Source organism: Thalassotalea loyana (genome assembly GCF_030161435.1).
GTDB lineage: Bacteria > Pseudomonadota > Gammaproteobacteria > Enterobacterales > Alteromonadaceae > Thalassotalea_G > Thalassotalea_G loyana.
Genome location: NZ_BSSV01000004.1, coordinates 192,044 through 205,913, shown reverse-complemented (window position 1 = coordinate 205,913; position 13,870 = coordinate 192,044). Strand labels below are relative to the sequence as shown.

Annotated in this window: 8 protein-coding genes and 1 pseudogene; 7 read left to right on the top strand and 2 right to left on the bottom strand. The window is 40.6% G+C overall.

Going from position 1 to position 13,870, the window contains the following annotated elements:
- Positions 1 to 135: 135 nt before the first annotated feature.
- Both nadC and QQK05_RS10725 read right to left on the bottom strand, forming a co-directional pair.
- Positions 136 to 999 (bottom strand): carboxylating nicotinate-nucleotide diphosphorylase, encoded by an 864-nt coding sequence (gene nadC, locus QQK05_RS10730; protein ID WP_284298419.1) that lies wholly within the window; start codon positions 997 to 999, stop codon positions 136 to 138.
- Positions 1,000 to 1,521: a retropepsin-like aspartic protease family protein gene (locus tag QQK05_RS10725; RefSeq protein WP_284298417.1), complete on the bottom strand. Its 522-nt coding sequence runs from the start codon at positions 1,519 to 1,521 to the stop codon at positions 1,000 to 1,002. It abuts the gene before it with no gap.
- A gap of 32 nt (positions 1,522 to 1,553) precedes the next feature.
- Between QQK05_RS10725 and ampD the strand changes: the two genes are divergently transcribed.
- The 7 genes and pseudogenes from ampD to QQK05_RS10690 all read left to right on the top strand — a co-directional run bounded on the left by ampD (position 1,554) and on the right by QQK05_RS10690 (position 13,833).
- Positions 1,554 to 2,108, top strand: a complete 555-nt coding sequence (gene ampD, locus QQK05_RS10720) for a 1,6-anhydro-N-acetylmuramyl-L-alanine amidase AmpD (RefSeq protein WP_284298415.1) — start codon at positions 1,554 to 1,556, stop codon at positions 2,106 to 2,108.
- A gap of 156 nt (positions 2,109 to 2,264) precedes the next feature.
- Positions 2,265 to 2,999 (top strand): annotated as a pseudogene (gene ampE / locus QQK05_RS10715) (regulatory signaling modulator protein AmpE); the annotation flags it as partial.
- A 301-nt stretch (positions 3,000 to 3,300) separates the two neighbouring features.
- Positions 3,301 to 4,050 (top strand): pyruvate dehydrogenase complex transcriptional repressor PdhR, encoded by a 750-nt coding sequence (gene pdhR / locus QQK05_RS10710; protein ID WP_284298413.1) that lies wholly within the window; start codon positions 3,301 to 3,303, stop codon positions 4,048 to 4,050.
- Between the two features lie 96 nt (positions 4,051 to 4,146).
- A complete protein-coding gene (gene aceE / locus QQK05_RS10705; protein WP_284298411.1) occupies positions 4,147 to 6,822 on the top strand; it encodes a pyruvate dehydrogenase (acetyl-transferring), homodimeric type in 2,676 nt (891 codons plus the stop codon).
- 17 nt (positions 6,823 to 6,839) lie between these two features.
- Positions 6,840 to 8,507, top strand: a complete 1,668-nt coding sequence (aceF, locus tag QQK05_RS10700; RefSeq protein WP_284298409.1) for a dihydrolipoyllysine-residue acetyltransferase — start codon at positions 6,840 to 6,842, stop codon at positions 8,505 to 8,507.
- A gap of 167 nt (positions 8,508 to 8,674) precedes the next feature.
- Positions 8,675 to 10,108, top strand: coding sequence for a dihydrolipoyl dehydrogenase (gene lpdA / locus QQK05_RS10695; RefSeq protein WP_284298407.1), 1,434 nt, complete (start codon positions 8,675 to 8,677; stop codon positions 10,106 to 10,108).
- A gap of 479 nt (positions 10,109 to 10,587) precedes the next feature.
- The gene (locus QQK05_RS10690) at positions 10,588 to 13,833 is read left to right on the top strand and encodes a TonB-dependent receptor (RefSeq protein WP_284298405.1); all 3,246 of its coding nucleotides are present in this window, start codon (positions 10,588 to 10,590) and stop codon (positions 13,831 to 13,833) included.
- Positions 13,834 to 13,870: the final 37 nt, after the last annotated feature.

Here is a 13,870-nt window from a genome sequence, read left to right as displayed (position 1 = left end):
ATGTAAAATTTTGTGACGCATTTTTTATCATTTTTTTCTATTTGTATTAAAAACAACCGAAAAGCATCGAAAAATCTCAATTTTTAGGGGATTTACTCTAATATTGTGCCGGTGATTGTAAGAAATTTCGGCAAATTAACTAAATCTCATCGACAAATCTACTGCTTGAACATGTTTGGTTAGTGCACCAACAGAAACAAAGTCGACACCAGCTTGTGTGTATGTTCTTAGCTTTTCAAGCGTCATGTTGCCGGAAACTTCGAGTTTTGCCTTGCCTCGTGTCAAGGTAACTGCCTCTTCGATCATAGTCGGCGTAAAGTTATCTAACATAATGATATCTGCGCCTGCAGTAAGGGCTTGTGTTAATTCATCAAGTGACTCTACTTCAACTTCAACGTTTTTATTTGGGTGGTTTGATTTAGCTGTAGCTACAGCTTTATCGATACCACCACACGCGGCAATATGGTTTTCTTTAATTAAAAACGCGTCAAATAACCCGATGCGGTGATTAACACCACCGCCACATTTGACTGCATATTTTTGAGCGCTTCGCATGCCTGGAAGTGTTTTACGAGTATCAAGTAGTTTTGTTACGCTACCTTCAAGTTGCTCAACGTACTTACTAACGACCGTAGCTGTACCTGATAATGTTTGCAGGAAATTAAGCGCTGTTCTTTCACCTGTCAGAATAAGGCGAGCGTTACCCGTTAATTCGAATAATGTCGTATTGGCTTTAACGACTTGTCCATCGTTTACATACCATGTGATTTTAGTCGTTGTCCCAATTGATTCATCAAGTTGCCTAAACACTTCATTTACCCAGTCAACACCGCACACGATACAATCTTCTCGTGTGATAACTGTCGCATTTGTTTGATTGTCTTCAGGGATTAAACACGCAGTGATGTCAGCGTTAGCATCCACCTGTCCACCCAAATCTTCTTTTAGTGCCCATGTGACGGTTGTAGAGATGTCGTTTTGTAGCTCTGGGGTTTGCATTTATCTTTGCTCTCGTATGATTAATTGGTTACCAGTCTGGCTAAATTCAACTTGCTTTAGTGCACTCATGCCTAGCAAGATTTCTTCCGAATCCATTCCCGGGTTAATATTAGCCGCGACATTATACAGAGTTATCTCGCCAATACTAAGGGTAGATAAGGTGGTGCGATAAACTTTTATTCGGCCATTTGCGGTATTTACCATGTAGCTGCCTTGTGGTTCTAAATATAGCTGGTCTGCAATATGTGCAGGGATGGAAACTGACGTTGCGCCAGTATCCAATAGAAATGTAACAGGCTGCTGATTAATTTGGCCGTTAAGTACATAGTGACCATAGCGATTTTGAAGTAACTTGACGCTTACTTGTCCCCTTGAAGAATAGTTGCTTTCTACTGATTGATTAGGGTTGTATTGTTGGCCAAGCAATTCATCAAATAAAAATGCAACTAGACCAAGGGCAATAATCCAACTTAGCCAAGTGAATGCCCGTCCAATTTTGTTTGTATCTGGCTCTTGGTTCATAATATATTCTTTAAAACTTTCAATTACTTTAAATGATGACAAGCTTAATAATCAACAATGGTTGGATATCAGACGTCGAACACCAACCTTCACCTCATTATACGCCCAGAGAGACAAAAGAAGAGATTAATTTACTTGTTGTCCATAACATTTCATTACCACCCAATGAATTTGGCGGATCATATATCACAGACTTATTCTTGGGGACATTAGATCCCCAAGCGCATCCTTATTTTGGGTCGATATACAAATTAGAAGTTTCAGCGCACTGTTTAATTCGGCGTGATGGTCATATTATTCAATACGTCTCCTTTGATGATAAAGCTTGGCATGCAGGTATTTCTAGTTTTAATGGTCGCGACAAGTGTAATGATTTCTCTATCGGTATTGAGCTTGAGGGAGCAGACGATATTCCTTATACTTCTCTTCAATATCAACAGCTTGCACTTCTTACTAAAGCGTTGCAAAAGCACTATCCTATAGTGGACGAACATATCGTTGGTCATAATGATATCGCACCAGGAAGAAAAACTGATCCTGGAGATGCATTTGATTGGCAAAAGTTTTATCAATTATTATCTGATTAACGCTAAAATAGTATTAGAGCGTTATGGAACCTACTTATGAATTTAATTAGTTTGTTAATTGCATTATCAGCGCAAAAAAGTCTGTCTTCAAAAGTTTGGCAGTTTAGTTTTTACTTTGAGCACCTACTCGACATTTAAAAAAAGCTAGGCGTCGTTAGTTCGAGTAATAAAGAATTAAATAATTTCCAAGTTTGTGTCATCGTCTTGCTACCAGTCATTATTTGCTATTTATTGTTAGCCTTAATTGATGACACGATATTATATTTAATCGTTTCAACCGTATTACTTATCATCGCCTTTGGCTGTGTAAAAACGCGAGCGGCGTATAAATGCTTTTTACAAGCAGCAAATCGTGACGAACCAACCACCTGTGAACTTACCTTATTGCAGCTGCAAGAAGATAAAAATCTACCTCGAATGCCATTCGGTGAGACCATGGTGTGGTTAAACTATCGTTATTATATTGCACCCATGTTGATTTTTGTTGCCTTTGGCGCAACAGCAGCTTTGTTATATCGTTTACTTATCACAATTCATGAAATGACTGAACGTGACGATCAAGAGTCCTATTATGTAGCTGATGACACACACAGTAAGTTTCGATCATTATTTGCTGTAATAGATTGGCCAATGGTGCGCTTAGTGTCATTTGCTTATATGTTAGTAGGGCACTTTTCGAAAGCGATGCCAACCTATTTGGAATCTTTTTTCGACTTCGACCTTCCTGCACATAGATTGCTAACTAATGTCGCCAAACAGTCTGAAGACTTCATGGTCGATGAGGATGATTGTGTGTCAGAGCCATGCTTATTAGTTAAGCTTGCAAAACGAACATTGATGTTAATGCTATCAATTGTTGCCGTTCTGACCATTACTGGCGTAATCAATTAAACGCTCTGCTCATAATAAGGCAACATACTCATGTTGCCTTCCATTGAAAGTCCACTAAAAATCGCGCTGTATATTACATTTTATAATGCTTTCCTCAATGGTCTGACCATTCGTTGTAGATGCTTTTTTAGCGATAGATTTAGAGTAATTTGGATAATTACTCTAAAAAAGTCATTGGCTTTGTTGTTAAGTTAAGGTAGATTAGCAAAAATTTTTAGGCGTATTTGCCGATTTTTTTATCGATAATTCCAAATGGTAAGACCAATTTACCATTTGTGTATTTGAGCCAATAGGTAACGCTATGTCACTGAAACAAGCTAAATTGTCTGATGTCATTCAAGAGAAACTTGAAGCCATGATTATTGAAGGTAGCTTGGAAGCTGGGCAAAAGTTGCCTCCGGAACGTGAATTAGCAGCTCAGTTTGAAGTATCTAGACCCTCATTGCGTGAAGCTATCCAAAAGCTAGAAGCAAAGGGATTAGTTACCCGTAAACAAGGTGGTGGGACATTTGTTGCCAATAACATACTAAGTGGCTTATCTGATCCGCTTTTTGACTTGATGTCGAAAAACCCTGAATCTCAATTCGATTTGTTGGAGTTCCGACATGGAATTGAAGGAATGGCAGCCTACTACGCCGCAATGCGAGGCACAAAAGCCGACTTTGAACTTATCGAAAAAAAGCATTTGGCTATTGGTGACGCTCAAATTGAAAATGATTATCGCGCTGAAGCTACTGCGGTTTTTGAATTTTATAGTGCAATTTGCGCAGCGTCACACAACGCAATCATTTTGCAGATGGCGAAATCAATGGCGCCACTGTTAATTGATAATATTGCTAAAAATTTAACAATATTGTCGAAAAGACCAGATACATTTGAACGTATCGCTGATTACCGAAAACGGTTACTTGAAGCAATTGTCAGTGGCCAGCCTCAGAAAGCATGGGGTGCAAGCCATAGACACCTTGCTTTTATAGAAGAAGTACTATTAAAGCTCACTCAAGAGCAAAGTCGTATGGAGCGCTCAATGCGCCGAATGCAAAGATATTAATAAAACATGATAAAGATTTGAGATAGCTTGAGAAAAATTGTCTATCTTTAAACTATTTATCACGACTACATAAACAAACGGAGACTAAGTAAAATTATGTCTGAGCTCCCTAAACACGATATAGATGCAGCAGAAACTCAAGAATGGCTTGAGTCAATTGAAGCTGTATTAGAAAACGAAGGTGCGGACCGCGCTCATTTCTTATTAGAGAAATTAATTGACCGTGCTCGTCGTGGTGGTACTCATTTACCATTTGATGCGACAACAGCCTATGTAAATACCATTCCTCCAGGACAAGAGCCTCACATGCCAGCTGATCAAACAATTGAAGCACGTATTCGTGCCGCAATTCGTTGGAACGCAATGGCGTTAGTATTACGAGCATCGAAGAAGAATCTTGAGTTAGGTGGTCACATTGGTAGTTTTGCTTCGTCTGCAATGTTATACGATGTTGGTTTTAATCACTTCTTTAAGGCAGCAACGCCTGAAAATGGTGGTGACTTTATTTTTGCTCAAGGCCACATTTCTCCGGGTATTTACGGTCGTGCATTTTTAGAAGGTCGTTTAACTGAAGAGCAAATGGATAACTTCCGTCAAGAGTGTGACGGTAAAGGTTTATCTTCATACCCACACCCACACTTAATGCAAGACTTCTGGCAGTTCCCAACAGTTTCTATGGGCTTAGGTCCACTACAAGCTATCTATACTGCTCGTTTCTTAAAGTACTTAACTAACCGTGGCATTAAAGACTGTTCAGCTCAACGCGTATACTGTTTCCTAGGCGATGGTGAGTGTGATGAGCCAGAATCATTAGGTGCTATTGGTTTAGCGTCTCGTGAAGGTTTAGATAACCTAACGTTTATCATTAACTGTAACTTACAGCGTTTGGACGGTCCTGTTCGTGGTAATGGTAAAATTATCCAAGAACTTGAAGGCACATTCCGTGGCGCTGGTTGGGAAGTGATCAAAGTAATTTGGGGTTCATACTGGGATGCTTTATTGGCTCGTGATACTTCAGGTAAGTTATTACAGCTTATGAATGAAACCGTTGATGGTGAATACCAAAACTGTAAAGCAAAAGGCGGTAAATACACGCGTGAAAACTGGTTCGGTAAGTACCCAGAAACTGCATCTATGGTTGCTAATATGTCTGATGAAGACATCTGGCGTTTAAACCGTGGTGGTCATGACCCAGTTAAAGTTTACGCAGCTTACGACAAAGCCGTAAACACTAAAGGTCGCCCAACGGTTATTTTAGCTAAGACAGTAAAAGGCTTTGGTCTAGGCCAATCTGGTGAAGCGCAAAATGTTGCTCACAATGTTAAGAAAATGGACATTGAATCAATTAAGCAATACCGTGACCGTTTCAACATGCCTATTTCGGACGATCAAATTGAAGATTTACCATTCTTCAAGTTCCCTGAAGATAGTCCTGAGTACCAATACATGAAGTCTCGTCGTGAGGCGTTAGGCGGTTCATTACCAGCGCGTCGTGAGCAATCTGAAGATGAATTAGAAATTCCTTCAATGAAGGCGTTCGAAGCGATTACTAAAGGTAGTGGCGATCGTGAAGTTTCTTCAACAATGACTTTTGTTCGCGTATTAAATAGCTTATTAAAAGACAAGAAGATTGGTAAGCGTATCGTACCAATTATTCCTGACGAAGCACGTACCTTTGGTATGGAAGGCTTATTCCGTCAAGTAGGTATTTACGCTAACGAAGGTCAAAAATACGTTCCACAAGACGCTGACCAAGTTGCTTACTACCGTGAAGACAAGAAAGGTCAGGTACTACAGGAAGGTATTAACGAGTTAGGTGCAATGGCATCTTGGGTAGCGTCAGGTACGTCTTACTCAACATGTAATGCAACGACTATCCCATTCTATATCTACTACTCAATGTTTGGTTTCCAACGCGTTGGTGACTTAGCATGGGCAGCAGGTGATAGCCAAGCACGTGGTTTCTTATTGGGTGCAACGGCAGGTCGTACAACACTTAATGGTGAAGGCTTACAGCACCAAGATGGTCATTCACACGTTCAAGCAGGTTTGATTCCTAACTGTGTAACTTACGATCCAACTTACGGTTACGAAGTAGCGGTTATCGTTCGCGATGGTTTACGCCGTATGTATGAAAATAATGAAAATATTTTCTACTACTTAACGTTAATGAACGAAAACTACCAACACCCAGCGATGCCTGAAGATAAAGATATCGAAGATCAAATTATCAAAGGTATTTATAAGCTTGAAACCGTTGATGCGAAGAAGGCATCGGCAAACGTTCAGCTTATGGGTTCAGGTACTATCTTGTTACAAGTGCGCGAAGCGGCTCAGATTCTTGCTAACGACTACAACATCTCAAGTGATGTTTACTCAGTAACTTCATTCAATGAATTAGCACGTGAAGGTCAAGAAGTTGTTCGTCAAAACATGCTTAACCCTGAAGCTGACCAGCAAGTGCCATACATTGGTAAAGTGATTACTGCGGATAAAGGTCCAGCAATTGCTGCAACAGACTACGTTAAAGCATACTCAGACCAAGTGCGTGCATTTATTGACACAGATTACCGTTGTTTAGGTACTGATGGTTTCGGTCGAAGCGATAGTCGAGCAAACTTACGTACACACTTTGAAGTTAATGCTGGTTACATCGTAGTAGCAGCGTTATACGAATTAGCAAACCGTGGTGAAGTTGACCGTAAGGTTGTTACTGAAGCCATCGCTAAGTTCGACATTGATGTTGCTAAAGTGAACCCACTTTACGCATAAGGCTAGAGGATCAAATAATGTCAGATATTCAAGAAATTCTAGTCCCAGATGTTGGTGGCGAAGAAGTTGAAATTATCGAAATCTGTGTTGCTGTAGGTGACACGTTAGAAGCCGATGAAGGTATTGTTACGGTTGAAACAGACAAAGCTTCGATGGATATCCCTGCTCCAATTGCAGGTGAGTTAGTTTCATTAAGCGTTAGTGTTGGTGACAAAATCAAAGAAGGCGACAAAATAGGTGAGATGAAAGCTGAGGGCGCAAGTGCACCTGCAGCAGAACCTGAAGTTGAGCAAGCACCAGCGCCTGTGGCAGCAGAACCTGCTCCAGTGGCTGAGCCTACGCCAACAGCAGCGCCTGCACCAACTTCTGGTGGCGCAAGTGAAGTCATCACGATTGAAGTACCAGATATTGGTGAAGATGGCGAAGTTGACGTCATCGACGTTATTGTTGCGGTTGGCGATGAAATTGCTGAAGAAGACGGTTTAATCACATTAGAGACTGATAAAGCAACAATGGACGTACCTTCTACGCATGCAGGTACAGTTAAAGAAGTACTTGTATCAGTAGGTGATAAGGTAAAACAAGGCTCACTTGTTATTAAACTTGAAACAGCTGGCGGCTCGCCTGTTGAATCTGCACCAGCGCCACAAGCTGAAACGCCTGCACCAGCAGCTCCTGCACCTGCACCAAAAGTTGAAGCGCCTAAAGCTGCACCGGTACCACATCATCCACAAGCAGGTGATGCAAAAGGTAATGGTAGTATCTTTACATCACCGTCAATTAGACGTTTAGCTCGTGAGTTCGGTGTTGATTTAACACTTGTCAAAGGTACTGGTCGTAAAGGTCGTATCTTGAAAGAAGATGTTCAGTCATACGTTAAATATGAGCTTTCACGTCCGAAAGCCAATGCTGGTACTTCAGTTGCAGGTGGTTCTGGTGGTTTACAAGTTATTGAAGGTCGCAAGGTCGACTTCTCTAAATTTGGTGAAATTGAAGAAGTACCGTTAACACGTATTCAGAAAATTTCAGGTCCAAACTTACACCGCAACTGGGTAACTATTCCGCATGTTACACAGTTTGATGAATGTGATATTTCTAACGTTGAAGCTTTCCGAAAAGAGCAAAACGTTATCTGTGAAAAACAGAAAATGGGCTTTAAGATCACACCATTAGTGTTCATTATGAAGGCTGTTGCAGACGCACTTCGTGCTTATCCTGTATTCAACTCAAGCCTAAGTGACGATGGCGAAAGCTTAATCATGAAGAAGTACTGTCACATTGGTGTTGCCGTAGATACGCCAAATGGTTTAGTGGTACCAGTTGTTCGTGATGTCGATCAAAAAGGTATTTACCAACTATCAAAAGAGTTACTAGAGATTAGTGCAAAAGCGCGTGAAGGCAAGTTAAAAGCAGCTGACATGCAAGGTAGCTGTTTTAGTATCTCAAGTTTAGGTGGTATCGGTGGTACTGCATTTACGCCAATTGTAAATGCGCCAGATGTTGCTATTTTAGGTGTATCTAAATCTGAGATGAAACCTAAGTGGAATGGTAAGGACTTTGAACCACGCTTAATGCTTCCTTTATCATTATCATACGATCACCGTGTGATTGATGGTGCGGTTGCCGCGCGCTTTATCGTACACTTATCATCGGTAATGTCGGATATCAGAAAACTAGTACTTTAATTCAAAGTGTTGTTTGTTGACTGAAAAGTTTACAAACAACTTTTGTTTTTATTGATTAAAAGATGGCGAACAGTCGAGAGTTTCAGTAAACTGCTCGCCAGCAAAAGACGAATCGTTACCGCGAAAAATAATAAGGTAACAGTGAAACACAAAATATTGAGGTTAGCATGAGCAACGAGATTAAAACTCAAGTCGTAGTTTTAGGTTCAGGTCCTGGCGGTTATTCTGCAGCATTTCGTGCGGCAGACTTAGGTTTAGACGTAGTATTGGTAGAAAAGTACAGCAGCTTAGGCGGTGTATGTTTAAACGTTGGTTGTATTCCATCTAAAGCGTTATTACACGTTGCTAAAGTGCTTGATGATGCAAAAGATATGGCATCACATGGTGTGACTTTCGGTCAACCAGAAATCGATTTAGAAAAAATCCGTCAATGGAAAGATAAAGAAGTAGTTGGCAAGCTTACACAAGGTGTAGGCGGTATGGCTAAAATGCGTAAAGTTAACGTTGTTACGGGCTACGGTAAATTCACTTCAGACAAAACAATTGAAGTTGAAGGCGCAGATGGCAAAACAACAGTAACATTTGACAACGCGATTATCGCTTGTGGTTCTTCAGTAGTAAACTTACCTTTCATTCCAGAAGACGACCGTATCATCGACTCAACTGGCGCACTTGAACTTAAAGACGTTCCAGGTGAAATGTTAGTACTTGGTGGTGGTATTATCGGCTTAGAAATGGGTACGGTATACAGCTCTTTAGGTGCAAAAGTTTCTGTTGTTGAATTTGCTGACCAATTAGTACCTGCAGCAGATGCTGACGTTGTGAAAATTTACACGAAATACAACAAGCCACGTTTCGAATCAATCATGCTTTCAACTAAGGTTGTAGCAGTAGATGCGAAAGAAGATGGTTTATATGTCACTTTCGAAGGCAAGAACGCACCAGAAGGTCAGGTACGTTACGACAAGATCTTAGTTGCTGTTGGTCGTAAGCCAAACGGTCACTTAGTTGATGCTGATAAAGCTGGTGTTAACGTAGACGAGCGCGGTTTCATTAACGTATCTAAAGAGATGCGAACAAATGTTCCACATATCTTCGCTATCGGTGACGTTGTTGGTCAACCTATGCTTGCTCACAAAGCGGTACACGAAGCACACGTTGCTGCCGAAGTAATTTCTGGTAAGAAGCACGAGTTTGACCCACGTTGTATCCCTTCAATTGCTTACACAGACCCTGAAATTGCATGGGTTGGTGTAACTGAGCGTGAAGCAAAAGAGCAAGGCTTAAACATTGAAGTTGCTAACTTCCCGTGGTCTGCATCTGGCCGTGCAATCGCTTCAGCACGTACTGAAGGTAAAACGAAGTTAATCTTCGATAAAGAATCAGGTCGTGTATTAGGTGGTGCTATTGTAGGTATCAACGCTGGTGAAATGTTAGGTGAAATTGGCCTAGCAGTTGAAATGGGTGCTGATGCTGAAGATGTAGGTTTAACAATCCACGCTCACCCAACATTAAACGAATCAATTGGTTTAGCGGCTGAAGTATTTGAAGGTTCAATTACTGATTTACCAAATGCTAAAGCAGTTAAAAAGAAAAAGTAAGCTAGCAGTATATAGCTGAAATTAGTTACCTGCAGTTGGTAACCTAATGTAATTTTAAAGCATCGCTTAGGCGATGCTTTTTTGTTACTAAACAGATTGAAATTAATCAAGTGTGCTCGCCAAATAGCCAATTTTGTCTGTCTCTATGAAAACTTTCTGCTTATCTGCATGAAATTTATTCATTCATAATTTTTCCTTACTTCCAGCCCAAGTCAGTAAATATCTAGCTCTTAGATAGTAGCGTCTAAAAAATAACGTTTTTATGAATAAATATACGGCTTTTTTAGCTTGTTATTGATGTAAAAATAACGTTAAATTAATGTGAAAATAAAAGTTACAAATTTTTAACATTTATGTCAGAATTGTGCTTTAACAATTAATTAACAATATTGTTAGAGTCATAAATCGATACAAATCGATAACCGTGTAAAAGCAACTTTTACACAAAATAATAAAAACGTTCAGGGAGTAATAACTATATGAACAAGCTTAATAATGTCGCTAAGGGTATTAAATTAGCGCTTATGCTTGGTGCCGCATGTAGTGTCAATGCTTACGCTCAAGATGCTCAAGAGCAAGCAATTGCCGTTCAAGCTGCAGCAAATGAAGTTAATGAAGATCCATTACTAGAAGAAGAGTCGGAAGAGCGCATCGTCGTTACCGGTTCTCGTATTCGTCGTAGTGAATTTGATACAGCTTCTCCAGTACAAGTCATTAGTGGTGAGATTTCGCGCGAATTAGGTCTATTCGACGCAACAGAAATGTTACAAAACACTAACCAAGCTGCTGGTAGTCAAATTGATAACACCTTTGGTGGTTTTGTTTTAGATAATGGTCCAGGCGCTGCAACTATCGGTTTCCGTGGTTTAGGTGCAGACCGTACGTTGGTTCTTATCAATGGTCGTCGTATGGCACCAGCTGGTGTTGGTGGCGCGCCAACAGTACCAGATTTGAACTTGATTCCAGCAGTAATGATCGAGCGTATTGAAAACTTATACGACGGTGCATCAACTGTTTATGGTTCTGATGCAATCGCTGGTGTAGCTAACGTAATGTTACGTCAAGATTTCGAAGGTTTCGAAATTCAAGGTTCATACAACCAACCTAAAGGTGATGGTGGTCAAGAGTCTGTATTATCTGCTATGTGGGGTAAAACTTCAGACAATGGTTACATTTCGATCGGTGCAGAATACTATGACCGTAAATCTCAATCGTTAGCAGACAACCCTTTTGTTAAAGGTTGTGAGGAGCGTATTTGGGAAACAGAAAGTGGTGATATCATCACTCGTAACAGTGGTTACGGCCCAGTAGCTCGTGGCGACGATACATGTGACATTTTCCCATTAACAAACCGTATGTTCATTGAAAACGGTTTCTGGGGTTCTGTATACAGCACACCAGGTTACACAAATACTGGTATTCCAGGTTGGACTGAATCAGGTGTCCCAACTTCATTAATCGGCTTCCTTCCTACGTGGATTGGCGGTGACTCGGATGGTGACGGCATTGACGATACAGCATTCCCTGATGGTAATGGTGATGGTTACCGTGACGTAGATTTCCAAGATCCACGTTATGCTTTCGAACAATCTGATTACTACAAATCAGGTGACTACTTAGGTAAAAATGAGCGTATCTCTGTTGTTGCAAATGGTGAATACAACTTCCAAGATGAAAACGATACAACTGTATACTTCGATGCATTATATGCAGAGCGTAACTCAGATCAGTTTTCTCCAGGAGCTCAATTATTCCAGTTTGTAGGTGCAGATAACCCATACAACCCTTGTAACCCTAATGGTATCGACGGTATTGATTGTTTTGGTGTGTTAGGTGTAGGACCTGCTGGCCCACTACGTGTTCAACCAATTATCAACATCCGTGGTGACCGTGATTCACATAAAGTTGATGTATCACAATACCGTTTAGTTGGTGGTGTTACAGGTAACTTACCTGGTCTAGAGTCTATTGGCCTAGAAAACTGGTACTACGACTTCTACGCTTCATACAGTGCATCTTCTGGTGATTACGTTACACGTGGTATTAACGAAGAGCGTTTAATTTACTCTTTAGACACATCTGTATTGAACGCTGATGGTTCAGTAACTTGTGGTACTGGTTCTGATGGTTGTGTACCAGTAAACTTATTCGCTGACAACATTTACCAAACTGGTGGTGGTACATTTACTGCTGCTGAATACGATTACTTAATGTCTGATCGTGTTGTTAACACTAAAGTTAACCAGTTTGTTGTTAATGGTTTTGTTGGTGGTGATTTATTCACATTACCGTGGAATAACGAAATTGTTGGTGGTGTATTTGGTCTTGAATACCGTAAGGACGAGATTGAATCTAACAACAATGAAGTTGCTCGAGAAGGTCAGTTATGGGGTTGGTTCTCTGATAAGGGTGCTAACGGCGATCGCGACTTAAAAGAATTCTTTACTGAAATCGAAATGCCACTAGTTAAGGGCAGACCAGGTATTGAAGAGTTCACTTTCACTGCATCAGGTCGTTTATCAAAAGAGACTTACTACGATACAGCTGAGACATACAGCTTAAAAGCTATCTACCGTCCAGTTGAGTGGTTCACTTTACGTGGTACAAAAGGTACTTCTTACCGTGCGCCGAACTTACGTGAACGTTTCTTAGAAGGTACTACTGGCTTCAACACTGTATCGGATCCATGTGTGGTTCCATCAGATGCGCGTGATTCTGACCCATTGGATCCAAATGCACCTGATACATACAATGCTTCTAACGATAGCCGTTCACAAGGTACTTTAGATGCGTGTTCTGCTGATGGTGTAGATCCTACAACATTAGGTTTAGGTCAAAACGGTACTGAGAAGTTCAATTCAAATAACAGTGCTGAGATCGTAACTGGTGGTTCAACTGTACTTTCAGAGGAAACGTCTACAGCGAAAACATACGGCTTTGTATTTGAACAACCGTTCAGTGAAGAGTTTGACTTAACATTCTCAATCACTCGATTTGATATTGAAGTTAAAAACTCAATTGCTGAACCAAGTGCAGGCTACAGTATCGGTCAATGTTACTCTGCAGACGGTAATGATGCTTTCTGTTCGCGTTTAAATCGTGACGAAAACGGTCAAATTAGTTTTGTTGACGCTAGCTTCATTAACGTTGGTTTAGAAACGTCTAAAGGTATGGACTACAACATTTACTATGCTCAAGATTTCTTAGTAGGTGAGCAGAACTTAAGTGTTTCTTTAGACTTACAAGCTACACGTATGACAGAAGCGTTATTCTCAGTATTAGATACTGTTGATGATAACCAAGGTGAGCCAGAGTATCCTGAATGGCGTGCAAGTGCACAACTTTCAATTGGTTACGATGACTTCCGTTTCAACTGGTTCACTCAGTTTATTGGCGAAGGTCAAGATGACTGGTTAAGTGATCCAGAAGAAAACCAATTTGAAGAAGGCACAAATGGTTGTCGCGGTCTATATACTGATGCAGCACAAACACAACCGTTGTTATGTCGTCCAGTTGGTTACACAGAAGACTACTTCTTACACAACATGTCAATCAGTTACTCAACAGATGACTTCCGTGTAGCAGTAGGTGTTCGTAACGTGTTCAACGAAGCTCCACCTAAGGTAGATCCGAGTGGTTCATTCTCTAACACTAACATTCCGTTAGGTGTTGGTTATGACACATTTGGTCGTATGCCGTACATTAACTTCTCGGCAGTATTTTAAGCATTAGCTTAATTCGGATAAATGGCCTCGTATGAGG